Genomic DNA, 23,037 nt, shown 5'->3' on the forward strand with positions numbered 1-23,037 from the left:
GTGAAACAGACCAGCGCCGATGGTAGTGTGGCTTCTGCCCATGTGAGAGTAGGTCATCGTCAGGCTCTTAATACCGAAAAACCCCCGCGGCTTCGCCGTCGGGGGTTTTTTATTGCCTGAATTAAAAGTGAAGTGCCGGCGGATAATTCGTTGTACCGGCATCATTAACCCCTCACTGGTGACTCAGTGATATACTGCCCCGAAACACTCGTTAAGTTGCTCCGACGGAGATCGCTATGTCCGCGACAGACCACCTCGTTATCTTTGATACCACTTTGCGCGATGGCGAACAGAGCCCGGGCGCCACTATGACGAAAGCGGAAAAGCTGCGCATAGCCAAAGTGCTCGAGAAACTCCGTGTTGACGTGATCGAAGCCGGCTTTGCCATCGCCAGCCAGGGTGACTTTGAAGCGGTGAAAGGTATTGCAGAGTCGATAAAGGGCTCTACCATTTGCAGTCTCGCACGGGCATTGGACAAGGATATCGATCGCGCGGCGGAAGCGGTGAGGCCAGCTGAGCGGGGCCGCATACATACGTTCATTGCTACCTCTCCCATTCATATGAAACACAAGCTGCAGATGCAGCCCGATGAGGTTGTTGAGCAGGCGGTCAGGTCGGTCAAGCGGGCGCGAAGTCATGTGGATGATGTTGAGTTTTCCTGTGAAGATGCTGGCCGCTCAGAGCTGGACTTTCTGTGCCGCATTATTGAAGCGGCCATTGATGCCGGAGCAACCACCATCAATATCCCTGACACGGTAGGGTATGCCATCCCCGAGCAATTCGGCGAGACGATCCGGCAGTTGCTTAACCGCGTTCCCAATGCGGATAAAGCGATTTTTTCCGTACACTGCCACAACGACCTCGGCCTTGCGGTTGCCAATTCCCTGGCTGCGGTAAGCAGTGGGGCCCGACAGGTAGAGTGCACCATTAACGGGTTGGGTGAGCGGGCTGGTAATGCTTCCCTGGAAGAGTTGGTGATGGCGGTTCGTACCCGGCAGGATCTATATACGATCGACACCCGCATTGATACGCAGCACATTGTTCCTGCATCCCGGCTAGTGTCTACCATCACCGGGTTTCCGGTGCAGCCTAACAAGGCGATTGTCGGTGCAAATGCCTTTGCCCATGAGTCAGGTATCCATCAGGATGGGGTTCTCAAGCATCGCGAAACCTACGAGATCATGCGTGCTCAGGACGTTGGTTGGCATACCAACAGTCTGGTGCTGGGCAAACACTCTGGCAGGAACGCTTTCCGTTCCCGTCTGCTGGAGCTGGGGATCCAGTTTGAGACAGAAACCGAGCTCAATGAAGCGTTCACCCGCTTCAAGGCCCTGGCAGACCTGAAACATGAGATTTTTGATGAAGATCTCCAGGCCATCGCCAGCCACACCCGCCAGGAAGAGGATGGCCGTTACGGTCTTGTGACAATGCAGGTCTGCTCCGAAACCGGTGTTGTGCCCAGGGCCACCTTGACGCTGTTGATGGATGGCAAAGAGCATAAAGTAGAGGCCGAGGGCAGTGGGCCGGTGGATGCGACGTTCAAGGCGATTGAATCCCTGGTGGATTCGGGCTGTAACCTTCAGCTCTATTCAGTCAACAATATAACCAGCGGAACCGACGCCCAGGGTGAAGTGACTGTGCGGCTTGAGCGCGGTGGACGCATTGTGAATGGCGTAGGAGCCGATACCGATATCATTATTGCTTCTGCGAAGGCTTACATTGAGGCTCTAAACCTGATCAGCAGCGGCGGTGTCCGACAGCACCCGCAGGGAGCTGACGTCTGAGCACTAAAGTCGGTAACGGATCAGCATTATGATGATGTCAGAGGCAGAGCGTCAGTATTATCTGGGGAAGGCTGGTATCCATCTCTGGTACGCCCGTGCTCCCTTGCCCGGCGCCGCGCCCAGCCCGGAATTCCGGTTTCCGGTGGGCGACGGTGCTCCGGCGCCCGAATCCGATCTGATGGTGCTTCGCTCTACGCAACCCTCAATGCCGCGTGCCCGCGATGAGGGTGCTGGTAAAGATCGACTGGCCGGATTGCAAGCCTTGATGGCGAACAGCGAGCCCGGGTCGCACAAGCAACCAGAACCCGTCAAACCGGAAGAGCCCGTTGTTGCCGCTACCGTCGAGTCGCCGTCTCCTTTAGTCGATGGGCCTTCTGTGGAGGTGGCGTCCGTTGCTGATACTGTTGCTGGACCTGAAACGCAGGGCCAGATTGAAGCGCATCTTGCCTATTGGGTATCAGAGCACCTGGTACTTGTCAGTAGTGTGGCTGACGACGCAAGTGAGCGACTTCAACACACGCTGGCTGAAAATATCCTCTTGTCGCTTGGGGAATCCACCGTGAAAAACTCGTGTCACATACGCTGGCCAGTATTTGGCAACCCGCGTGTGCCAGGAAATAGCGTGAATGATTTTCGCCACCTCCTTCTTTCAGTCAGCAAGGAGTTCGGTTCCCGCCGGCTGTTGCTGTTGGGGGTTATGGTAGATGACATGCCTTCAGACCGGTCTGAATGGCTGGCTTCCGCTCTTGGAGCTCCCGCAGTTGATTTTCCGCGCAGTCTGGCCGAACTGGCGGCAGTGCCTGCCTACAAGCGTGAGCTGTGGCAACAACTCAAAGCTGCTGTGGGAGCCTGAGTTGTGCCCCACGATGTCTACCGCAAGATTGAAGCTGGTACAATGACGATCAGGGTTCTGTGCGAGGACGACCTGCCTGACGTACTTGATATCGAATGTCAGGGCTATTCCTTTCCCTGGAGCGAGTCGGTTTTCCGTGGCTGTTTTCGTCCGGATTACCGGCTTTGGGCTCTGGAGATGTGTGACAGGCTCTCGGGTTACGCAGTGGTTGCCTATATGGCGGGTGAGGCGCACCTGCTGAATCTGTGTGTAGCTGCTGGCCAAAGAAGGTCAGGTGCTGGTCGGCACCTGTTGAGGCACCTGGTTGCGGAATCCGCGCAGGACGGCATGTCGCAGGTTCTCCTGGAAGTGCGGGACAGTAATGCCGGCGCATTGGACCTCTATGTCAGCGAAGGCTTCTCTGTCATTGGTCGCAGGCCAGGTTATTACCCCGGGGGGCAAGAGCGCGAAGACGCGTTGGTGATGGCTCTGCCTGTCGATGGTCGTTCTTCTGCCCCAGCCCCGCCCTAGCTCCTGCCCATACAGATACGCATTCGCGTGGGTGGGCTATTACCCTTATAATAGCGACCGTTTTTACAGTCTCTCCGATTCAGGTTTTTACCAATTATGACCAGCCTTGCCAGCGAAGTATCCCATCGCCGCACATTTGCGATTATCTCGCATCCGGATGCCGGTAAAACCACGATTACAGAAAAAGTGCTCCTGTTCGGCCAGGCCATACAGAAGGCTGGCACGGTAAAAGGCAAAAAATCCGGTCAGCATGCCAAGTCCGACTGGATGGAGATGGAAAAAGAACGCGGTATCTCGGTTACTACCTCGGTGATGCAGTTTCCTTATGGCGGTCGCCTGGTGAACCTGCTGGATACCCCGGGCCACGAAGACTTCTCCGAGGATACTTACCGGACGTTGACCGCTGTCGACTCCTGTCTGATGGTGATCGACAGTGCGAAAGGTGTCGAGGAGCGGACCATCAAGCTGATGGAGGTAACCCGGCTGCGGGACACCCCGATTCTTACCTTCATGAACAAGCTGGACCGTGAAACCAGGGACCCAGTGGAGTTGATGGACGAGGTTGAAGAGGTTCTGAAAATCGCCTGTGCACCCATCACCTGGCCCATCGGCATGGGCAAGAACTTCAAGGGTGTTTACCATCTCAGCCGGGATGAAGTGATTCTCTACCAGTCCGGACAGGGGCACACGATCCAGGAGAAACGGGTTATCAACGGTATTGGTAACCCGGAGCTGGACACCGTTCTTGGTGCCTATGCGCAGGAGCTGAGGGATGAGATCGAGCTGGTGAAGGGTGCATCCCATGAGTTTGATCTGGAGGCGTTCCTCGCCGGCGAGCTGACACCGGTTTTTTTCGGGACGGCCCTGGGCAACTTCGGTGTCGACCACATGCTTGATGGTCTGGTGGAATGGGCGCCGGAACCGCAGCCACGGGAAACGGATCAGCGTCTGGTTGAGCCCGCTGAGGATGTCTTTTCCGGCTTTGTTTTCAAGATCCAGGCCAATATGGACCCACAGCACCGTGATCGCGTGGCATTTCTGAGGATTGTTTCAGGGCGATACAGTCAGGGTATGAAGGCTCGCCACGTCCGCATTGGCAAGGAGGTCCGTTTTTCCGATGCGCTAACCTTCATGGCAGGGGACCGGGAGCACGCAGGCGAAGCCTTTGCAGGTGACATCATTGGCCTGCACAACCACGGCACGATTCAACTCGGGGACACGTTTACCTCGGGCGAAGATATGAAATTCACCGGCATCCCGAACTTTGCGCCGGAACTGTTCCGCCGGATTCGCCTGAAAGACCCGTTGAAATCCAAGCAGCTGCAGAAAGGCCTGATTCAGCTTGCCGAAGAGGGCGCTGTCCAGGTGTTTCGGCCGTTGCGTAATAACGATCTTATTGTGGGGGCAGTCGGTGTGCTCCAGTTCGATGTGGTGGTCAGCCGCCTCAAGAGCGAGTACAAGGTAGAGGCGGTATACGAGCCCATCAACGTGGCTACGGCCCGCTGGGTAACGTCGGCTGACGAACGCAAGCTTGACGAGTTTGAGCGCAAGGCCAACGACTTCCTGGCGCTGGATGGCAGTGATCGCCTGACTTACATCGCGCCGACGATGGTCAATTTACAACTGGCCCAGGAGCGGCATCCGGACATAAGCTTCCACAAAACACGGGAGCATTAACTCTTTGGGGTGATGGATGAGGCTCATAGACGCACATTGCCACTTTGATTTCCCGGACTTTGACGGGCGTCGCGAGGCCGTGCTTGAAGAGGCTCACAACAGCGGCTTGTCAGGTCTGATTATTCCCGGCGTACGCCGCCATGACTGGGGCAGGGTCAGCCGTATTGCCGCGGAGTACGAGGGATTGTACTACTGCCTCGGGATCCATCCCTGGTATGTCGGTGAGCATAGCGATGATGACCTCAGCGCCCTGCGCGATGCGCTTGTGCGTCGTCCGGGCCAATGCGTTGCACTGGGAGAGTGTGGGCTCGACCGCCTGCATGGTGATCTGAAAGGCCAGTATCCCTGGTTTGAGGCGCAGGTTGATATCGCCACACAGACACACTTTCCGCTTGTTGTGCATTCTGTGAAGACCCATGATGAGGTTCATGAAGTACTGCGTCGAAAGCGTTTCGCCGGCAGGGTGCTTGTGCATGGGTTTTCCGGCAGCTACCAGCAGGCATCAAAGCTGATTGATCTGGGCTGCTTTATCGGCGTTGGTGGTGTTATTACCCACCCCCGGGCCCGGAAAACCCGGGATACCATTGCCCGGTTGCCCGTCGACGCGCTGGTCCTGGAGACAGATGCGCCGGATATGTCGCCGGAGGGTGTGCCTGCGGGACGTAATTCTCCGGTTTACTTGTCAATGATCTTCGATGCGCTCGCGGAGTTGCGCGGTGGCGGTCGCGAGGATCTGGCGCACACCCTGCTTGCCAACGTGCAGCGCCTATACGGCTGGAACGAAAGCGAGACATCGGAGCGATAGTAGGGGCCGTTTATTTAACAGGATGGGAGCAGGGTACGTGAATAACGAAACAGCCCGCTTCGGGGTTGGCTTTCTTTTTTGGTTCGGATATACTTCGCGCCCTGGCTTTTCAAGGCGATGCCATCATCTCAGCCCCGAATGATGTCACTGCCGCATAACATACAGGTAAAGGACCTCCTCCGGATGCCATGCATTTACCGGTGGTGGTTTTTAACGTTTCTTATATAGCGTTCAAGGCGGAATCAATGAAGACTCTGAGTGCGAAACCAGAAACAGTAACACGTGACTGGTACGTTGTAGACGCAGCCGGCAAGACGCTGGGTCGTCTGTCAACTGAAATCGCCCGTCGTCTGCGGGGCAAGCATAAGCCTGAGTACACCCCTCATGTCGACACTGGTGATTACATTGTGGTTATCAATGCAGGCCAGGTACGGGTTACCGGCAAAAAGGCATCTGACAAGATGTACTACAGTCACACCGGCTTTCCGGGTGGAATCAAGTCCATCAACTTCGAGAAGCTGGTCGACAAGGCTCCTGAGCAAATCATTCAGAAGTCTGTCAAAGGCATGCTTCCCAATGGCCCGCTCGGGCGTGCCATGTTCAAGAAGCTGAAAATTTATGCCGGCGCTGAGCATCCTCATGCAGCCCAGCAGCCCAAAGAACTCGACATTTAACGGAAGGCGGATATGTCTGTAGCACAAAATTACGGTACTGGTCGCCGCAAGTCATCCACGGCTCGGGTTTTTATCAAGCCGGGAAGCGGTAACATCTCCATCAACGGTCGCACTATCGAGCAGTTCTTCGGTCGTGACACCTTGCGCATGATCGTTCGTCAGCCGCTGGTTGTCGCCGATTCTACCGATCGTTTTGATATCAATATCACCGTCAAGGGTGGTGGTAACAGTGGCCAGGCTGGCGCTATTCGCCACGGTCTGACCCGTGCCCTGATGGATTACGACGAAACACTGCGTCCTGCGCTGCGCAAAGCGGGTTACGTTACCCGTGATGCCCGTGAGGTTGAGCGGAAGAAAGTCGGTCTGCGCAAGGCGCGTAAGCGTCCTCAGTTCTCCAAGCGTTAAGTTTGCTGGAGCAGACCCGAAGAACCCGGTCCGTTGGCCGGGTTTTTTTATGGGTCGAGAAAAATCAATATCAATTTGATCCGGAACAGGTATTGGTCCGGCCTGAGGCCTTTCCGACTTGTAAGGGCAGGGTAATTTCATTACCATTTGAGCGCTTATATTTTTGGGTTGTGAGAAGTCCTTTTCGATGTGCAGTTTCCCTTCAAACGGGACTGCATGTCGCCTGATGGGAGAAAACCATAATGAATAATGGCGACGTGAGCCAAGGCAGGCGCCGGTTTCTGATCGGTGCCACGTCGGTGGTTGGTGGTGTCGGCGTCGTCGGTGCGGCCGTACCTTTCGTGGCATCCTGGAATCCCAGTGCCAAAGCGGAAGCGGCGGGTGCACCGGTCACCGTCAATGTCAGCAAGCTCGAGCCCGGTCAGCAGATGACTGTCGAATGGCGCGGGAAACCGGTGTGGGTCATTCGACGCACCGAGGAAATGAACGAAAATATCCTTGAGCTGAATGACGTGGTCAAGGATCCTCTTTCGGAAGACGCGGCACAACCAGCCTATATTGATGGCGAACTGCGCGCCATCAAGGACGAATATGCGGTTGTTGTCGGCATCTGCACACACCTTGGTTGCTCCCCCCAGTTCCGGCCTGAAGTGGCCCCCGCGGACCTTGGCGAAGACTGGCTGGGTGGCTTTTACTGCGCGTGTCACGGCTCGAAGTACGACCTTGCCGGTCGTGTCTATCCGAATCAGCCGGCACCACAGAATCTCGAGGTGCCTCCCTACCGCTATGACGACGAGAATACGATCACCGTCGGTCTTGATCCTGAGGGGGCAGCATAATGAATAAGCTAGTGAACTGGGTCGACGAGCGACTTCCGATCGTTGAAGCGTGGAACAAGCACCTGGGCAAATACTACGCGCCCAAAAACTTCAACATGTGGTACTTCTTTGGGTCCCTGGCCATGCTGGTGCTTGTCAATCAGCTGGTCACCGGTATCTGGCTGACCATGAGCTACAACCCCTCCGGTGAGGGAGCTTTTGCCTCCGTGGAATACATCATGCGTGATGTGGAATGGGGCTGGTTGCTCCGTTACCTGCATTCCACCGGCGCCTCCGCCTTCTTTGTGGTTGTATACCTCCACATGTTCCGTGGCCTGATGTATGGCTCCTATCAGAAGCCCCGTGAACTGATCTGGATTTTCGGAATGCTGATCTACCTGGTGCTGATGGCTGAGGCTTTCATGGGCTACCTGCTGCCATGGGGGCAGATGTCTTACTGGGGTGCGCAGGTTATCGTGAACCTCTTTGGTGCCATTCCGGTGATCGGTGATGACCTGTCACTGTGGATTCGCGGGGATTACCTGATTTCCGGTATTACCCTGAACCGCTTCTTTGCATTGCACGTTGTCGCATTGCCGATCGTTCTTCTCGGTCTGGTGGTGTTGCACATCCTTGCTTTGCACGAAGTGGGTTCCAATAACCCTGACGGTATCGACATCAAGAAGAACAAGGATGAAAACGGTGTGCCCAAAGACGGCATTCCATTCCACCCCTATTACACCGTTCATGATTTGATGGGTGTAGGCGTATTCTTCTTTATCTTCTTTATCGTGGTGTTCTTCTTCCCCGAGATGGGGGGGCTGTTCCTTGAGAAGCCCAACTTTGAGCCTGCAAACCCCCTCAAGACACCGGATCACATAGCGCCAGTGTGGTATTTCACGCCGTTCTACGCGATGCTGCGGGCGGTTACCGTTGACCTCTTCGGCCTGGATGCGAAGTTCTGGGGTGTCGTGGTTATGGGCGGCGCCATCGCCATACTGTTTGTCCTGCCCTGGCTGGACAAGAGCCCGGTGCGCTCCATGCGCTACAAAGGGTGGTTGAGCAAGATTGCCCTGGCGATCTTTGCCATCAGCTTCGTAATCCTGGGTTATCTCGGTATCGTTCCGGCGACAGCGGGTCGTACAACCGTTGCTCAGATTCTGACAGCGTTTTACTTCCTCTACTTTATTCTCATGCCGTTCTATACACGCATGGAGAAAACCAAGCCAGTTCCAGAGAGGGTGACAGGATAATGAGAAAGCTGATATTTGGTCTTTTCATAGCGATCCTGCCGGCTCTCGGGCTGGCAGCCGCTCCAGCCGTTGAACTGGATACGATGGAGCCGGACCACACCAATAAAACGTCGCTTCAACGCGGTGCGGCCCTGTTCACCAATTACTGCATGGGGTGTCACTCCATGGAGTACGCCCGCTACAAGCGGGTCTCGGAGGACCTGGGCATTCCTCAGGAGTTGTATGAGGAAAACCTGATCTTTACAGGCGCGAAAATCGGCGAGCTGATGAAAAATTCCATGAACAAGGATATGGCAGCTGACTGGTTTGGTGCCCCGCCACCGGACCTGACGCTGGAGTCCCGTCTTCGCGGTGAGGACTGGATCTATTCCTATCTGCGAGGCTTCTACAAGGATGATAGCCGTCCACTGGGCGTGAACAATGTTGTCTTCGACAACGTCGGTATGCCTCATGTCATGGCAGATCTGCAAGGCCTGTGTGCTGTTGCGCCGCAAATTGGCGAAGGCGCCAGCGTTGACCCTCTCAGTGGTGATGTCCGTAACGCGGATACCTGCCCGGAATGGGAAACCGAGGGTTCGATGTCGCCGGCGGAATTCAACAGCGCCATGTACGACCTGACCAACTTCATGTCCTACATGGGCGATCCGGTAAAGGTTGAGCGTGAAAGGCTTGGTATGTTCGTCCTGATCTTTGTGGCGATCTTCTTTATCTTTGCCTACCTGCTTAATCGCGAATACTGGAAGGACGTACACTGAGTTTTCAGGTATAATCCTTATCCCTGAGTTCCAGCGGGCAATTGCCGGCCCGCTGGATTTTTGCGTTTTTCAGGGTCAATTCGGTTAGTCAAATCGTGAGGTAGTTCTATGGGCGTTGTGACCAAGCGGTCATCAATGACGTTTTTCTCGGACCCGGCCAGTCATTACAGCCACAGAGTCCGCATTGTGCTGGCAGAAAAGGGCGTAACGGTTGACGTCGTAAATGTTGATCCGGACAACCCTCCCGGAGAGCTGGCCGATCTGAATCCTTACAATGCACTGCCGACACTGGTGGATCGTGACCTTGTGCTCTATGAGCCCAACATCATGATGGAGTACCTGGACGAGCGATTCCCGCATCCGCCGCTGCTTCCGGTATACCCCGTTGCACGGGCGAACAGCCGGCTGATGATTCATCGCATCCAGAAAGACTGGTGCGGGCTGGTGGATCAGATCCTTGCTCAGCCAAACGCCAAGGCATCTGATGTCGCTCGCAAAGAGCTTCGTGAGAGCCTGTTGGCCACAGCGCCACTGTTTGGTGAGATGCCGTTCTTCCTGTCGGAAGAGTTCACTATTGTGGATTGCTGTATTGCCCCGATTCTGTGGCGTTTGCCGTCATTGGGTATAGAGCTCAATGAAAAGCAGGCAAAACCGCTTCAAAAGTATATGGATAGCATTTTCAGTCGTGAAGGGTTCAAGGCGAGCCTGTCGGACCTGGAAGAAGATATTCGTAGTTGATTTGCAGAGCCTGAAACCGGTTCAGGAGAAAGGCAGTGCCTGATAGCAAGATAACCATGACATCGAGTCGTCCCTATCTCGTCAGGGCGTTCAATGAGTGGATTCTCGATAACGACTGTACCCCCTATATCGTGGTTGATGCAGGCGTTCAGGGAGTCCAGGTGCCTACCGAGCACGTCGCAAATGGGCAGATCGTGCTCAATATCAGTCCCGGAGCTGTCCGCGGGCTGGCAATTGGCAACGGCGCGTTGGAGTTCAGTGCTCGCTTCGGCGGTGTACCTATGCAGGTGTTTATTCCTCTGCAAGCGGTGATGGCGGTCTACGCCAAGGAAAATGGCGAGGGTATGGTGTTTGGCAGTGAGCCTGGCTCGCCGGATCCGGAAGGTCCCGAAGGCAAGGACGGGGACAGTGCTGGTGACGGTGGGCAGAGCGGAGATCGGCCCAGTGGTCGGCCAACCTTGAAGGTGGTGAAATAGCCGCACGTTGTCCTGCCAGCCAATCGGTACCAACCTGAAAAAGCCAGCTGTTAAAATCAGCTGGCTTTTTTGCTATCCGCCGAAGAGCTTTTCGTCAATCAGCCCGCACAGGGCATTGATAACCACCAACATGATCGGGGTTGCGGCAGTCGGCGAAAGGTTGTCGAGAGCAATCTCGTGATCTTCGGGGTGCAGCAGTGATGTAATGTCGGTTTTCTCCTTGGCACTCAGTACCACCACGTTCATCTCCCTGTCGTGAGCAGCCTGTATGGCCTGTATCAGGTTGGCCTTGTGGCCATCATCAACAAAAACCATTAACAGGTCATTGGCTTTGCCAATGGCCCGCACCTGTCGGGAAAAGGTGTCGTTGAAACGGTTGTCGCGGCAGATAGCAGAATAGGTTGTGGCGTCTGCTCCAAGATTGATGGCCGGTAGTGCCGGGCGGTCCTGCTCGAACCGGTTCAGCAAAGCGGTGCAGAAGTACTGGGCAAGAATGTTGGCGTTACCATTGGCGCAGGTAATAATCTTGCCGTCATTGAGCAGAGTGCCGACGAGAGCATCAGAAGCCCTCTCTATACCGGGCGCTGTGGAACTGGCGGCGTGAGCGGTGTGCTCCATGTGGTTTGCGAACCACTGATTTATCTGTTGTTCGGTATCCGTCATAGTCAGGCCTGAATCGCATTTTTGATCCATTGTATCCGGTATTTTTTGCTTTCGCCCGGCGCGATCGCAATAACGTCGATTCTGCTATAGGCGTTCCCCAGACCATGCCGGTGGAGGTAAAACGAGGCCGCCCTGATCAGCCGCTTCTGCTTCGTGGGGGTGATGGACTCTGCCGCGCCTGCCAGGCTGCCACCTCCCCGGAAGCGAACTTCGAAGAATACCAGGGTTCCATCATCAATACCGACCAGGTCGATTTCGCCGCCGCGGCTGAACACATTGCGTTCAAGAATATTGACGCCACGGCTCATGAGGTAGCGAGCGGCGACACCCTCGGCCTGATGCCCCGTCGCTTTTCGGGTTTTCTGAGCGCCATCCATGGCTGCACCCTGTCGTTGTTATTCCTGCACTGAGAGTTCGTCAGTTTCCTGAGTTTCGTTGGTCGCGGGCGCCTCCAGTGTCGGCAGTCGCTCTGGAGTTCCGTTACGGAACTGTGCCCACAGTTGTTTCCGGTGAATACTGCCCTCGGGAGTCATGGCCAGTTCGCCGGTCTGCCCGTCAATAGTTGCACCTTCAACGTGTTGTAGCAGGGGCAGGCGTTTGCTCAGGTTCCAGGCGTCTGCGCCCATGGCAAACAGGCGGCCAAGCTGGCCTCTGATATCCGGCATGGCTTCTTTCACAACACTGCGGAACGGGTTGTCCTCTTCCAGTATCCAGGGAGTGTCGGTAAACATAACGCCATTCAGATCACGGTCCCGGGATGGGTCCGGATTGCCCTCATACACCATGGAGGGGGCATATACCGGCAGGTTGCCACCAAAATAGAAGGCGAATAATGGCTTGAACTGACGTGCAACCGTGGGCTCGGCCACCATAACGATGCCGTCTGCATCCTGTCGGCGCCGGGGTTCGAACTCGACGTCGATGCCGGCAGTGCGTTCAACGTCGATGGCGCGATTACGGGAGACCGTGATCCCCAGCAAATCGGCAGTGACTGCCCGCAAGTTGTCTTCGCGATAATAGCGTTCTATGTCCAACGCCACGCCTTCATTCAACGCCAGACGCTGAAGCAGGGCGCTTTCCAGTCTGTCGCCCCACTCCCCGGCAGGGATAAGCACAAGAACCTGGTCGACACCCTCGGCGGTCATGCGGTCGGCGATCTGCCGCGCTTCGTCTTCTGCGGAGAGACCGAACTGATAAAGGCCGGAAGGTGCTTCGGTGTCTGAGGGCAAATAGTTCAGGCCAAGAACCGGAACCGGCAAAGACGCCATGCCGGCGAGTGTCGCCAGTGCGTCCTTTTCCAGTGGACCGACGATCAGGTCCTGGTTTTCATTGACCAGCTCGTTGTAGAGCTGGGTAAAGGAATCGTCATAGGTGTCCACGACCCGGACACTGATTTTTTCACGATCTACAGAGTCGTCCTCGTAATATGCGGCAAAAAAACCGTCCCGGATGGCGGCGCCGGCGCTGGCGAGAGGCCCGCTGAGCGGAACTGCCAGGGTGATTCTTTCCGGGCGGGACTCAGCCAGGCTGGCGATGAGTTGCAGCTCTGCCGGCGGGGTAGCGGCTGCGGGATGGTCGGGCCAGTTGTTTTGCCAGCTGCGAATCATCTTTCCCTGTTCGTCCAGGCTTGTCTCCGGCTCTCTGAGAATGCCGGCCAGTTCAAGCCAGCCCTGGGCCTCATAGCCTATAGCGCGCCCTTCCTCATCAGCCAGTTCGGTGTCTGAGGTCCGCTTCAGGTTCTGCCAGATGGCATCGTGGAGCGACTGGATGTCTGCATCAGCGTCCGCCTCTGCAAGCAGGATCAGGGTCACAGCGGCGGCCAGATTGTCGCCGGCCAGCTGATAGGTCTGTTCCTGCAGTTTTGCAGCGCGGTTAATCAGGTTCCGTTCATAGTTGAGAAAGTGGTCCGGTGCAATTTCCGTCGCGATGTCCTCTGCCCACCGGGCATCATTCAGGGCAGTTGCGCTAGCCATGGACAGGAGTATCTGCTGGTTTGCGGTTTCCTGATCAGCTGCGTCAAACTGATCGCTTTGCAGAAGTGTTCTCGCGTCCCGGTGCTGGTTCTGGTTCTGAAACCTGTCCGCTGCCCGCAGCAGATAGGACTGTGCGTCTTTGCGGTCTCCTACGCCAGCTGCGACTTCAAGGGCTTCGTCGGCGCCCGCGGCGACATGGGATTCGAGGTTCACGCTGGCACAACCCGCAAACAGCAGTCCCATTGCCACAAATAGGGCGGTGATTCTCAGGTTCAGGCGGTATCTGGTCATGGCTGGCTCACAGTACTCCGGGTTATTACGCTTGTGGCGCCGGGTAATCGGCGGCATCATGCCGGAAGCCCTGATCCCGCCGGGCTTCCTGTAAATGGTTTGCTTAATCAGGCCCGCAAGTTTAACAGCTCCCACGTGAATTCACATGACGTTGGCGTCATCCGCCGGAGCAAAGAGAGGTATTCGTGAACTCGGAGAATGACCAGCCAGAACACTCTGGCACACTTTACATCGTCGCCACTCCCATCGGTAATCTGGACGATATGTCTCCCAGGGCCGCATCGATTTTATCACGGGTCTCCGTAATTGCAGCGGAAGATACCCGGCATAGTGGCCGCTTGCTGCAGCACCTGGGAATTCGCAAGCCCATGATGGCGCTACATGACCATAACGAGCGGGACAAAGCCGGTCAGATTCTGGACAAGCTTGCGGCATCCCAGGACGTTGCGCTGATTTCCGATGCTGGCACACCGCTGATCTCTGATCCGGGATATGTGCTCGTACGGGAGGCGCGGGCACGTGGCTTTCGGGTCAGCCCGGTGCCCGGTGCCTGCGCCCTTGTTACAGCGCTAAGCGCAGCTGGCTTGCCGACCGACCGTTTCCTGTTTGAGGGTTTTCTGCCTGCCAAGCAGGGGGCGCGAAAAGCTGCGCTGGAGCGTCTTGCCAGGGAATCAGCAACCCTGGTGTTCTATGAATCCCCGCACAGGATTGTTGATACCGTCAGGGATATCGAGCAGGTAATGGGAGCCGAGCGGGAGCTGGTGCTGGCGCGGGAGCTTACGAAAGCATTCGAGACCTTCTATGCAGGTGCGGCCGGATCGGTGGGAGACGCTCTTGAAGCCGACCCCCATGGCAGTCGCGGCGAATTCGTGGTCATGGTTCACGGAGCCAGCGATGCCGAAGTTGCCGTTGGTTCGGTCGAGGTAGATCGTGTACTGGCTTTACTGCTCAAGGAGCTGCCGGTGAAAAAGGCGGCGAAGCTGGCGGCGGAATTGACCGGCAGTTCCAAGAACGAACTCTACCAGCGTGCACTGGAGCTGAAGGCGGAATGACGGAGACGTTATCGTTGTTCGTTTTCCCTTGCCTGCCATGGTGAGCTGGAGTAAGGTCTCTCCCGAGCTCGCCAGACAGTCGCCGCCGGTTTTACCGGGGGAGGAAAGTCCGGGCTCCACAGGGCAAGGTGCCAGGTAACGCCTGGGCGGCGCGAGCCGACGGAAAGTGCAACAGAAAGTATACCGCCTAAGTGGCCGTGACATGTTCGCGGCCACCGGTAAGGGTGAAATGGTGCGGTAAGAGCGCACCGCGTGACTGGCAACAGTTCACGGCGATGGTAAACCCCACCTGGAGCAAGACCAAATAGGAATCCTATGGCGCGGCCCGCGCTGGATTCGGGTAGGTCGCTTGAGGCCTGTGGCGACGCAGGCCCTAGATGAATGACTGTCCCAGACAGAACCCGGCTTACCGGCGAGCTCATTTTTCTTTTCCGCATTGTGTGACTTTTGTCATTCTCACCAGCAAACCTTTATAGCCAAAAAATCTTAGAGCTCACTTGCCGTCTTCACTTGTTTCTGCAGGTGATTGATTTTTAGGTTTTTCTTTTCCGTAATCTCCAGCCTGTTGCCAATCTTGTTCTGTAACCTCTTGTCATAAAAGGAACTTTCCCGGGTGTGGCGCTGTTCGCGGCGCTTGCATTGTGTATTGCGTGTTTCTATAGTGTGCACAAGTGGGAAAAAGTGGTTTCTAGTGGTTATTTGTGGTTTCAAAACCCCGGAATAGGTGCAAATGAGCAATTTTCTTGGCAGTCATGCCATCAATATGGATGCGAAGGGTCGCCTTGCGATCCCCGCCAGAGTGCGTGAAGAGCTCGCGCACGCCTGCGGTGGCCGCATCGTATTGACGGCCAATGCCGATGAAGAGCGCTGCCTGCTGGTGTATCCGGAGCCTCAGTGGGAGGCACTAAGGCCACAGATCGAAGCACTTCCCAACATGAACAAGGCCGCCCGCAGGTTGCAGCGTCTGTTGCTGGGGCATGCCACGCCACTGGAGCTGGATTCCGCCGGCCGCATTCTGGTTCCGCCCACACTGCGCAGTTATGCGCGTCTCGAGAAGAAACTGATGCTGATTGGCCAGGGCAAGAAACTGGAACTCTGGAGTGAAGAGCGCTGGTTCGCATGGCTTGACGAAGCGTCGGATGAGGACGAAATGCCACCACAAATGGAGGCATTGTCGCTATGACCGCCGACCGCAAGCAGGAGTCGGCCGGGCAGTACCGGCATCGCTCCGTGCTCCTTGACTCGGCGGTCGATTTGCTGGTTAACGACCCGGAAGGCGTCTATATCGACGGCACCTTCGGTCGCGGTGGCCACAGCCGTCTGATTCTCGGCCAGCTTGCGCCAGGCGGAAAGCTACTGGGCATCGACAAGGATCCGGAGGCCATTGAGGTGGCCCGGGAATTGGCGAATGAAGACTCGCGTTTTCTGTCGTATCACGGCTCCTTTGCCGAGTTGGGCGCAGCTGCGGATGCCCAGGGATGGATGAAGGTTAATGGCGTGCTGCTGGATCTTGGTGTTTCATCCCCGCAACTGGATGACGCTACCCGAGGATTCAGCTTCATGCGGGATGGTCCGCTGGATATGAGAATGGATCCGGGCCAGGCGCCGAGTGCGGCGCAGTGGTTGGCGGAAGCGGATGAAAAAGACATCGCATACGTGATCTGGCGATACGGTGAGGAAAGGTTCTCCCGCCGTATCGCCCGTCTCGTTGTGGAGCGCCGTAAAGAAGCGCCACTTGAGACCACGCATCAGTTGGCGTCACTGGTCAGCGAGGCGGTTCCGAAAAAGGAAAAGCACAAGCATCCGGCTACCCGGACTTTCCAGGCCATCCGTATTTTTATTAACCGGGAACTGGAAGACCTGGAGGCGGGGCTCAGTGCTGCCGTTGAAAAGCTGATGCCCGGCGGAAGGCTGGTGGTGATCAGCTTCCACTCGTTGGAAGACCGACTGGTCAAGCGCTTCATGCGTGACCTGGCTCGCGGCCCGAGACTGCCAAAAGGCGTGCCGGTAACTGCAGAGCAGGAAGCGTCGGCATTCCGGCTGGTCGGCAAGGCGAACAAGGCGGATTCGGAAGAAGTCAGTGACAACGTGCGGGCGAGAAGCGCAGTTATGCGCGTTCTCGAACGGATACCGGAACAACACAAGTAACAACACAGGTAAGGAGCGCGTAACCATGGGCGCGGTAGCCATTGAAAGGCCGACAAAAACAGCACGACTCAACAAACAGCGGGTCAGGGATGGTGTGGCTACGGCGGTCAGGCTGTCGCAACAGGTCTTCGCAGCGCTTCAACAGAAGCGTGTGCTGATATCCATGGGGCTGGTGATGCTTCTGGTGGTGTCATCGCTGGGTGTCGTGGTCAGTGCTCACGAAAACCGGGAACTGTTCAATACCCTGTCGCAGTTGCAGGAGCAGCGTGACAACTACCAGCGCGAGTGGAGCCAGTTGCTGCTTGAACAAAGCGCGCTGAGCGCACACGGACGGGTGGAGCAGTTGGCTTCCGAGCGTTTTGGCATGGTTGTGCCCGGCAAGCAGGACATTGTTCTGGTGCCATTGATGGCGCCCCTTGTCGGGGCGCGTTGAACGAAAATAACAAACCGTAAGGTGAAGACATTGTCCGATCAGGGAAAGACAGCATCATGGGGCCAGCGACTGGCTGCCGGGCTTGGAGCCTGGCGGTATGGCACCGTGTTGGGTGTGTTTCTTTTGGTGGTGGGTGCCCTGGCGTGGCGGCTGGTTGACCTGCACGTAGTGGACAACGATTTCCTGAGAAAGCAGGGCGATGTAAGGACCATACGGGTAGAGAGTATCGATGCCCACCGGGGAGTTGTGACGGATCGCCATGGTGAATCGCTGGCGGTCAGCACACCGGTTGAGACTATCTGGGCAAACCCGTCAGAGATAGACGCGGACGAGCCCGCGTTAACGAATGTCGCACGATTGCTCGGCCTTAATGAGGCCAGGCTTCGGGAGCGCCTGCGCAAATATGCGGAACGGGAGTTTGTTTATCTTCGCCGTAAACTGCAGCCGGAGACGGCAAGGCAGGTACTTGCCATGGGTATTCCGGGGTTGTACAGCCGTCAGGAATATCGTCGTTACTATCCGGCCGGAGAGGTCACCTCTCATGTTGTCGGCTTCACAAATATTGATGAAAGCGGTCAGGAAGGTATCGAGCTGGCCTACAACGAGTGGCTGAGTGGCGAAAGCGGCCGCAAGCGGGTCCTCAAGGACAATCGTGGTCGGGTTATCAAGGACCTGACGCTGATCCGTGATGCCAGGCCTGGGCGCAATCTTGAGCTCAGTATCGATTTGCGGTTGCAGTACCTCGCATACCGGGAGCTGAAGGCCGTCGTAGGTGCCCATAACGCCAGGGGCGGAACGCTGGTGATGCTGGATGTGGATACCGGTGAAGTTCTGGCCATGGTGAATCAGGGGTCTTATAACCCTAATGACCGCACCCAGCTCAGTCCGGACCGGTTGCGGAACAAGGCGATTACCGACCTGTTTGAGCCCGGGTCGACCATGAAGCCGGTTTCCATGGCAGCGGCGCTGGAGTCGGGAAAATTCAAGGCATCCAGCACCATTGACACAGCACCGGGATATCGGCGTTTTGGTCGTTTTACCATTCGCGATCACCGGAATTATGGCGTGATCAGCCTGACCGACGTGATTTCGAAATCGAGCAACGTCGGTATCAGCAAGATTGCTACCGAGTTGGGTGGCGACACCATAAGGGATTTGTATGCCCGTCTCGGGCTGGGGCAACCTACGGGAATCGGGTTCCCGGGGGAAGCGGTTGGCGTGTTGCCGGCGCCACCGAAATGGCGGCCTGTTGAAGAAGCAACCCTGTCTTACGGCTACGGGATGAGCGTTAATGCTCTGCAGTTGGCGCAGGCGTACATGGTGCTGGCCAACGGTGGGATTCGCTATCCGCTAAGCCTTCTGAAAGCTGACGAGCGGCCTGTCGGGGAACGAGTTCTTTCCGAGGAAGTCTCATTCCAGATCAGGGAAATGTTGCGGGAAGTCGTGGAAAACGGCACAGGGAAACGCGCGCAGCCGGGGTTTTATTCCGCCGGGGGCAAAACCGGAACTGTTCACCTGGTTGGCAAGGGCGGATATGAAGACAGCCAGTACAAGGCGATATTTGCCGGTATGGCTCCGATCGACAATCCGAGAATTGTCACGGTGGTGGCTGTTGATGCTCCCCAGTCCGGAGAATATTACGGTGGCGAAGTGGCTGCACCGGTATTCGCCCGGGTGATGGGTGATGCGTTACGGCTGCTGAACGTAAAGCCGGAACTGGAGCTGGGCGAGGCGGAAGAGCCGCGTCGGGCTTCCGGGGAGCGGGGTTAGGGTTATGTGTATTACATCACTCAGCACATTGTTGCAGGGAATCGCGCCGGTGCCATCGGTGTTTGATGTCACTATCCACGGCCTGAAGACCGACAGCCGGGAGGTCAGAGCCGGTGATGCGTTTATTGCCCTGGCTGGCGCCCGAACGCCCGCGGACCATTATATTGAACACGCAATCGGCGCCGGTGCCACCGTTGTCCTGCTCGAAGTGATGCAGGCAGACGAATGCCACGAGCATGAAGGTGCGCTAATTGTGCCGGTAACGGATTTACGGGCCCGGCTCGGGAAGATCGCAGACCGGTTCTTTGAACACCCGTCCCAGCGGTTGCGTCTGATAGGTGTGACCGGCACGAATGGCAAAACTTCCGTGAGTCATTATATCGCGACGCTGCTGCAGGAAACCGGCACCCCTTGCGGTGTTATAGGCACCGTTGGTTACGGCATGCCCGGTGCACTGCAGCAGGGCTCACACACGACTCCGGATGTTGTTCAGGTAAATCGCGTCCTGGCGAAGATTCTTGCACAGGGTGGGCGCGCTGCGGCAATGGAAGTGTCTTCCCATGCTCTTGATCAGGGACGCATCGACAATCTGACCATGACCGGGGCGGTTTTTACCAATCTCACCAGGGATCACCTCGACTATCACGGGTCAATGGAGGCCTATGGTGCTGCCAAGGCCCGTCTGTTTGAGCGTGAAGAACTCCACTTCGCGGTGGTGAATTTTGACGATCCGTTCGGAAGACAGCTTTATGAGCAGCTTGAGGGAAAATGCGATCGTGTCCGTTACAGCCTGCACGAATCCCAGACCGAACTCTGGTTGACCGAGTTCTCGCCATCCATCGACGGATTCACGGCCAGTGTTGATGGGCTCTGGGGCCGGTTCGAGATTTCCGCCCCGGTGCTGGGTAGCTTTAACGTCAGTAATATCCTGGCGGCGATGGCGGCGGTTCTCAGCCTGGGTGTGCCCGTTGAGCGGGTTCAGCGCGCTGTTGAACGGTTATCGCCGCCACCCGGACGGCTGGAGCCATTTGCCGGCGGTAATGGTGTCCGTGTGGTTGTGGACTATGCGCATACGCCGGATGCCCTGAACAGCGCGCTTGCGGCGTTGCGTCCTCATGTCGGTGGCCGGTTGTTCTGCGTTTTCGGCTGCGGTGGTGATCGCGATACTGGCAAGCGTCCGGAGATGGCGAGGGAAGCGGAAAAGGCCGCGGACGTAGTGATCGTGACCGATGACAATCCCCGTAGCGAGGATCCGGAAACCATTACGTCCGACATCGTGGCCGGGTTCAGCCATCCGGAGCAGGTAACCGTTATTCATGACCGCGCTGAGGCCATCCGGCAGGCCGTTCACTCGGCCCTGCCCGGTGATATTGTGCTGATTGCCGGCAAGGGCCATGAAGCCTGGCAGGAATTGGCGGGCCAGCGTATTCCGTTCAGCGATGCCGAACAGGTGAGGCACGCACTGTCACTGAACGGAGGTGTCGCATGATGCAGGCGTTTGCTCTGACCGAAGCCCTGAGCTGGCTTGGCGCCACATCGGCAGGGGCGAGCCTGGAAGGGCTGGTGTTCCGTGGGGTCTCCACCGACACGCGCAACATTGGCGCGGGTGACCTGTTTGTGGCATTGCGAGGCGAGAACTTTGACGGACATGACTATCTGGCGGCTGCCCAGAAGGCAGGTGCCGTGGCGGCGGTGGTGGACAAGGCCGATCCGGATCTGGCGCTTCCCCAGATACTGGTGCCAAACACTATAGACGCACTGGCACAACTGGCAGCGGGTAACCGTAACGTCAGCTCGGCACGGTTTGTGGCCATCACCGGTAGCAGTGGCAAAACCACGGTACGGGAAATGGTCGCTGCCATCCTCTCCCGTGTGGGCAACACCCTGGCAACCGAAGGCAATCTTAACAATCACATCGGTGTTCCCCTGACCTTGTTCCGGCTGGCTCCTGAACATGAGTACGGCGCAATCGAGCTGGGCGCCAGCGGTCTGAATGAAATTGCCCATACCGTGAACATTGTTCGTCCGGATGTATCGATCCTGACCAATGCCGGGCAGGCCCATCTTGAGGGTTTCGGTGGCTACGACAATATCGTGCTTGCCAAGGGTGAAATCATTGATGGTGTCGCACCCTCCGGCCTGGTCGTGCTCAACCGGGATGATCCGGCTTTTGAAAAATGGCAACGGCGAGCCGGCGAACGCCGGGTTGTTGCTGTCAGCAAGCAGGCCGGCGCCGGTGGAGACTACTTTTCCGACGGTGTCCGTGATGATGGAAGTTCGCTGGCTTTTCGGGCTTGTGGTCCCGGCGGCTGGGCCTGTGATGTAAGCCTGTCGTTACACGGCGAGCACAACATTACCAATGCACTGCTGGCAATCGCGGCCGCACGTGAACTGGGTGCCAGTGATGACGCGGTGCAGCAGGGGCTGGCGTCAGTCCAGGCGGTAAAGGGGCGCCTGCAGATTCTTGAGCTGTCGTCAGGATTAACGGTCATTGATGACAGCTATAACGCCAACCCTGCGTCGATAAAAGCGGCGCTTGGCGTGTTGGCAGCGCGTCCTGCCAGCCGCGTTGCGGTTCTGGGCGCCATGGCGGAGCTGGGCCCCGACAGCCTCGCGCTGCACCGGGAAGTCGGTGAGTTTGCCAGGACCATGGGCATCGAGCGCTTGCTGGTCGTGGGTGATGGCTGTGAAGGATACGTTGAAGGGTTCGGGGATGCCGCTGAGGTGTGTGCGACCCATGATGACGCTGTGCGTCGTCTGTTTGAGGGGCCTGCCGATTCACTGACGGTACTGGTCAAGGGTTCTCGCAGTTCTGCCATGGATCGCGTGGTGGAGGGAATAAAAGAAAAGGTGGGTAACGCATGCTGCTCTGGCTGACAGAGGCTCTTTCACAATATTTTTCCGCGCTGACGGTTTTCCAGTACCTCACGGTCCGGGGCATCTTCGGTGTGCTGACAGCGCTGCTGATTTCACTGCTGATCGGGCCGTTCATGATTCGCAAGCTGAGCCAGTACCAGATTGGCCAGGCCGTTCGTGACGATGGGCCGCAGACGCACCTGAGTAAAGCCGGTACCCCGACTATGGGGGGAGCGCTGATTCTGGTGGCTGTGGGTGTCAGTTCACTGCTATGGGCCGACCTGAGTAATCGGTATGTCTGGGTCGCGATTCTGGTAACCCTGTTCTTCGGGGCCATTGGCTGGGTCGATGATTATCGCAAAGTGGTAGAGCGCAACCCTCGCGGCCTGCCGGCCCGCTGGAAGTATTTCTGGCAATCAGTGATTGGTGCCACGGCGGCGATAGCACTGTTTATGAGCTCGTCATTGCCTCAGGAAACGTCGCTCTATGTGCCGTTCCTCAAAAACGTGTCGCTGACCCTGGGGCCGGTGCTGTTCATCCTGTTGAGTTATTTCGTGATTGTTGGCAGCAGTAACGCGGTGAACCTCACCGACGGCCTCGACGGTCTGGCCATTATGCCAACGGTTATGGTTGCAGCGGCCCTGGGCATCTTCGCTTATGTTTCTGGCCATGCGCAGTTCGCCGACTACCTGCTGATTCCGCACTTGCCGGGCACCGGCGAACTGATTGTTTTCTGTGGTGCATTGGTGGGCGCGGGGCTGGGTTTCCTGTGGTTCAACACCTATCCGGCGCAGGTATTCATGGGCGACGTGGGTGCCCTGGCTCTGGGCGCGGCCCTGGGTGTTGTGGCGGTCATTGTCAGGCAGGAGATTGTGCTTTTCATCATGGGCGGTGTGTTCGTGATGGAAACTGTCTCCGTGATTCTGCAGGTGGCGTCTTTCCGGCTGACCGGCCGGCGGATATTCCGCATGGCGCCATTGCACCACCACTTTGAACTGAAAGGCTGGCCCGAGCCACGCGTTATCGTGCGCTTCTGGGTCGTTACCGTTGTTCTTGTACTGGTTGGCCTCGCCAGCCTGAAACTGAGATAGGGAAGCAAAGCA

General features: G+C 56.9%; 23 protein-coding genes and 1 other RNA gene. 21 read left to right on the forward strand and 3 right to left on the reverse strand.

The features are described 5' to 3' along the window. The first annotated feature begins 236 nt into the window (after positions 1 to 236). The 12 genes from QPL94_RS12965 to QPL94_RS13020 all read left to right on the forward strand — a co-directional run bounded on the left by QPL94_RS12965 (position 237) and on the right by QPL94_RS13020 (position 10,748). The gene (locus QPL94_RS12965) at positions 237 to 1,784 is read left to right on the forward strand and encodes a 2-isopropylmalate synthase (RefSeq protein WP_285357946.1); all 1,548 of its coding nucleotides are present in this window, start codon (positions 237 to 239) and stop codon (positions 1,782 to 1,784) included. A gap of 28 nt (positions 1,785 to 1,812) precedes the next feature. Then, positions 1,813 to 2,637: a hypothetical protein gene (locus QPL94_RS12970; protein WP_285357947.1), complete on the forward strand. Its 825-nt coding sequence runs from the start codon at positions 1,813 to 1,815 to the stop codon at positions 2,635 to 2,637. Positions 2,638 to 2,640: 3 nt separating this feature from the next. Beyond that, positions 2,641 to 3,147 (forward strand): ribosomal protein S18-alanine N-acetyltransferase, encoded by a 507-nt coding sequence (gene rimI, locus QPL94_RS12975; protein ID WP_285357948.1) that lies wholly within the window; start codon positions 2,641 to 2,643, stop codon positions 3,145 to 3,147. Positions 3,148 to 3,243: 96 nt separating this feature from the next. Then, positions 3,244 to 4,824, forward strand: coding sequence for a peptide chain release factor 3 (gene prfC / locus QPL94_RS12980; protein ID WP_285357949.1), 1,581 nt, complete (start codon positions 3,244 to 3,246; stop codon positions 4,822 to 4,824). A 16-nt stretch (positions 4,825 to 4,840) separates the two neighbouring features. Continuing rightward, positions 4,841 to 5,629, forward strand: a complete 789-nt coding sequence (locus QPL94_RS12985) for a TatD family hydrolase (RefSeq protein WP_285357950.1) — start codon at positions 4,841 to 4,843, stop codon at positions 5,627 to 5,629. Between the two features lie 245 nt (positions 5,630 to 5,874). Beyond that, positions 5,875 to 6,303 carry a 50S ribosomal protein L13 gene (gene rplM / locus QPL94_RS12990; protein ID WP_114613349.1) on the forward strand — a complete coding sequence of 143 codons (429 nt, stop codon included), beginning with the start codon at positions 5,875 to 5,877 and terminating at the stop codon, positions 6,301 to 6,303. Positions 6,304 to 6,315: 12 nt separating this feature from the next. After that, a complete protein-coding gene (gene rpsI, locus QPL94_RS12995) occupies positions 6,316 to 6,708 on the forward strand; it encodes a 30S ribosomal protein S9 (RefSeq protein ID WP_137437368.1) in 393 nt (130 codons plus the stop codon). A 242-nt stretch (positions 6,709 to 6,950) separates the two neighbouring features. Next, a complete protein-coding gene (petA, locus tag QPL94_RS13000; protein WP_285357953.1) occupies positions 6,951 to 7,547 on the forward strand; it encodes a ubiquinol-cytochrome c reductase iron-sulfur subunit in 597 nt (198 codons plus the stop codon). Next, positions 7,547 to 8,779: a cytochrome b gene (locus QPL94_RS13005; RefSeq protein ID WP_285357955.1), complete on the forward strand. Its 1,233-nt coding sequence runs from the start codon at positions 7,547 to 7,549 to the stop codon at positions 8,777 to 8,779. Before petA ends, QPL94_RS13005 begins: the two co-directional genes overlap by 1 nt. Then, positions 8,779 to 9,534 carry a cytochrome c1 gene (locus tag QPL94_RS13010; RefSeq protein WP_285357957.1) on the forward strand — a complete coding sequence of 252 codons (756 nt, stop codon included), beginning with the start codon at positions 8,779 to 8,781 and terminating at the stop codon, positions 9,532 to 9,534. The genes QPL94_RS13005 and QPL94_RS13010 overlap by 1 nt, the downstream gene beginning before the upstream one ends. A 108-nt stretch (positions 9,535 to 9,642) precedes the next feature. After that, on the forward strand, positions 9,643 to 10,272 hold the full coding sequence (locus QPL94_RS13015; protein WP_137437372.1) for a glutathione S-transferase N-terminal domain-containing protein: 630 nt from the start codon (positions 9,643 to 9,645) through the stop codon (positions 10,270 to 10,272). Between the two features lie 56 nt (positions 10,273 to 10,328). Beyond that, positions 10,329 to 10,748, forward strand: a complete 420-nt coding sequence (locus QPL94_RS13020) for a ClpXP protease specificity-enhancing factor (protein WP_285358705.1) — start codon at positions 10,329 to 10,331, stop codon at positions 10,746 to 10,748. Between the two features lie 72 nt (positions 10,749 to 10,820). On the opposite strand, the gene QPL94_RS13025 is transcribed toward QPL94_RS13020, so the two are convergent. The 3 genes from QPL94_RS13025 to QPL94_RS13035 are packed head-to-tail and all read right to left on the reverse strand — an operon-like array spanning position 10,821 to position 13,675. Next, positions 10,821 to 11,411 (reverse strand): SIS domain-containing protein, encoded by a 591-nt coding sequence (locus tag QPL94_RS13025; protein WP_285357958.1) that lies wholly within the window; start codon positions 11,409 to 11,411, stop codon positions 10,821 to 10,823. Positions 11,412 to 11,413: 2 nt separating this feature from the next. Then, a complete protein-coding gene (locus tag QPL94_RS13030) occupies positions 11,414 to 11,788 on the reverse strand; it encodes a YraN family protein (RefSeq protein ID WP_285357960.1) in 375 nt (124 codons plus the stop codon). An 18-nt stretch (positions 11,789 to 11,806) separates the two neighbouring features. Continuing rightward, on the reverse strand, positions 11,807 to 13,675 hold the full coding sequence (locus tag QPL94_RS13035; protein ID WP_285357962.1) for a penicillin-binding protein activator: 1,869 nt from the start codon (positions 13,673 to 13,675) through the stop codon (positions 11,807 to 11,809). Positions 13,676 to 13,860: 185 nt separating this feature from the next. Here QPL94_RS13035 and rsmI point away from each other — a divergent pair, with 185 nt between their 5' ends. The 9 genes from rsmI to mraY all read left to right on the forward strand — a co-directional run bounded on the left by rsmI (position 13,861) and on the right by mraY (position 23,025). Further along, entirely contained in the window at positions 13,861 to 14,727 is an 867-nt protein-coding gene (gene rsmI / locus QPL94_RS13040; protein WP_285357963.1) for a 16S rRNA (cytidine(1402)-2'-O)-methyltransferase, read from the forward strand. Positions 14,728 to 14,790: 63 nt separating this feature from the next. Beyond that, positions 14,791 to 15,152, forward strand: an RNA gene (gene rnpB / locus QPL94_RS13045) — RNase P RNA component class A. Between the two features lie 305 nt (positions 15,153 to 15,457). Further along, positions 15,458 to 15,910 (forward strand): division/cell wall cluster transcriptional repressor MraZ, encoded by a 453-nt coding sequence (gene mraZ / locus QPL94_RS13050; protein ID WP_137437377.1) that lies wholly within the window; start codon positions 15,458 to 15,460, stop codon positions 15,908 to 15,910. Continuing rightward, positions 15,907 to 16,875 (forward strand): 16S rRNA (cytosine(1402)-N(4))-methyltransferase RsmH, encoded by a 969-nt coding sequence (rsmH, locus tag QPL94_RS13055; protein ID WP_285357964.1) that lies wholly within the window; start codon positions 15,907 to 15,909, stop codon positions 16,873 to 16,875. The genes mraZ and rsmH overlap by 4 nt, the downstream gene beginning before the upstream one ends. A gap of 25 nt (positions 16,876 to 16,900) precedes the next feature. Continuing rightward, positions 16,901 to 17,308, forward strand: coding sequence for a cell division protein FtsL (ftsL, locus tag QPL94_RS13060; RefSeq protein ID WP_137437379.1), 408 nt, complete (start codon positions 16,901 to 16,903; stop codon positions 17,306 to 17,308). A gap of 30 nt (positions 17,309 to 17,338) precedes the next feature. Next, a complete protein-coding gene (locus tag QPL94_RS13065) occupies positions 17,339 to 19,078 on the forward strand; it encodes a peptidoglycan D,D-transpeptidase FtsI family protein (RefSeq protein ID WP_285357965.1) in 1,740 nt (579 codons plus the stop codon). A gap of 4 nt (positions 19,079 to 19,082) precedes the next feature. Then, the gene (locus tag QPL94_RS13070; RefSeq protein WP_285357966.1) at positions 19,083 to 20,567 is read left to right on the forward strand and encodes a UDP-N-acetylmuramoyl-L-alanyl-D-glutamate--2,6-diaminopimelate ligase; all 1,485 of its coding nucleotides are present in this window, start codon (positions 19,083 to 19,085) and stop codon (positions 20,565 to 20,567) included. Next, the gene (locus QPL94_RS13075; RefSeq protein ID WP_285357967.1) at positions 20,564 to 21,955 is read left to right on the forward strand and encodes a UDP-N-acetylmuramoyl-tripeptide--D-alanyl-D-alanine ligase; all 1,392 of its coding nucleotides are present in this window, start codon (positions 20,564 to 20,566) and stop codon (positions 21,953 to 21,955) included. Before QPL94_RS13070 ends, QPL94_RS13075 begins: the two co-directional genes overlap by 4 nt. After that, positions 21,940 to 23,025: a phospho-N-acetylmuramoyl-pentapeptide-transferase gene (mraY, locus tag QPL94_RS13080; protein ID WP_285357968.1), complete on the forward strand. Its 1,086-nt coding sequence runs from the start codon at positions 21,940 to 21,942 to the stop codon at positions 23,023 to 23,025. Before QPL94_RS13075 ends, mraY begins: the two co-directional genes overlap by 16 nt. Positions 23,026 to 23,037 lie beyond the last annotated feature (12 nt).

Origin of the sequence: Marinobacter sp. SS13-12, from assembly GCF_030227115.1 — a bacterium.
GTDB lineage: Bacteria > Pseudomonadota > Gammaproteobacteria > Pseudomonadales > Oleiphilaceae > Marinobacter.

What these genes read in the sequence shown, in the direction of transcription:
- QPL94_RS12985 (WP_285357950.1), top strand. Translation starts at nt 4,841, where the DNA reads ATGAGGCTCATAGACGCACATTGCCACTTTGATTTCCCGGACTTTGAC.
- mraZ (WP_137437377.1), top strand. Translation starts at nt 15,458, where the DNA reads ATGAGCAATTTTCTTGGCAGTCATGCCATCAATATGGATGCGAAGGGT.
- rplM (WP_114613349.1), top strand. Translation starts at nt 5,875, where the DNA reads ATGAAGACTCTGAGTGCGAAACCAGAAACAGTAACACGTGACTGGTAC.
- petA (WP_285357953.1), top strand. Translation starts at nt 6,951, where the DNA reads ATGAATAATGGCGACGTGAGCCAAGGCAGGCGCCGGTTTCTGATCGGT.
- QPL94_RS13035 (WP_285357962.1), bottom strand. Translation starts at nt 13,675, where the DNA reads ATGACCAGATACCGCCTGAACCTGAGAATCACCGCCCTATTTGTGGCA.
- QPL94_RS13030 (WP_285357960.1), bottom strand. Translation starts at nt 11,788, where the DNA reads ATGGATGGCGCTCAGAAAACCCGAAAAGCGACGGGGCATCAGGCCGAG.
- QPL94_RS13070 (WP_285357966.1), top strand. Translation starts at nt 19,083, where the DNA reads ATGTGTATTACATCACTCAGCACATTGTTGCAGGGAATCGCGCCGGTG.
- mraY (WP_285357968.1), top strand. Translation starts at nt 21,940, where the DNA reads ATGCTGCTCTGGCTGACAGAGGCTCTTTCACAATATTTTTCCGCGCTG.
- rsmH (WP_285357964.1), top strand. Translation starts at nt 15,907, where the DNA reads ATGACCGCCGACCGCAAGCAGGAGTCGGCCGGGCAGTACCGGCATCGC.
- prfC (WP_285357949.1), top strand. Translation starts at nt 3,244, where the DNA reads ATGACCAGCCTTGCCAGCGAAGTATCCCATCGCCGCACATTTGCGATT.
- QPL94_RS13025 (WP_285357958.1), bottom strand. Translation starts at nt 11,411, where the DNA reads ATGACGGATACCGAACAACAGATAAATCAGTGGTTCGCAAACCACATG.
- QPL94_RS13020 (WP_285358705.1), top strand. Translation starts at nt 10,329, where the DNA reads ATGACATCGAGTCGTCCCTATCTCGTCAGGGCGTTCAATGAGTGGATT.
- rpsI (WP_137437368.1), top strand. Translation starts at nt 6,316, where the DNA reads ATGTCTGTAGCACAAAATTACGGTACTGGTCGCCGCAAGTCATCCACG.
- QPL94_RS13015 (WP_137437372.1), top strand. Translation starts at nt 9,643, where the DNA reads ATGGGCGTTGTGACCAAGCGGTCATCAATGACGTTTTTCTCGGACCCG.
- QPL94_RS13005 (WP_285357955.1), top strand. Translation starts at nt 7,547, where the DNA reads ATGAATAAGCTAGTGAACTGGGTCGACGAGCGACTTCCGATCGTTGAA.
- ftsL (WP_137437379.1), top strand. Translation starts at nt 16,901, where the DNA reads ATGGGCGCGGTAGCCATTGAAAGGCCGACAAAAACAGCACGACTCAAC.
- QPL94_RS13010 (WP_285357957.1), top strand. Translation starts at nt 8,779, where the DNA reads ATGAGAAAGCTGATATTTGGTCTTTTCATAGCGATCCTGCCGGCTCTC.
- QPL94_RS12965 (WP_285357946.1), top strand. Translation starts at nt 237, where the DNA reads ATGTCCGCGACAGACCACCTCGTTATCTTTGATACCACTTTGCGCGAT.
- QPL94_RS12970 (WP_285357947.1), top strand. Translation starts at nt 1,813, where the DNA reads ATGATGATGTCAGAGGCAGAGCGTCAGTATTATCTGGGGAAGGCTGGT.
- QPL94_RS13075 (WP_285357967.1), top strand. Translation starts at nt 20,564, where the DNA reads ATGATGCAGGCGTTTGCTCTGACCGAAGCCCTGAGCTGGCTTGGCGCC.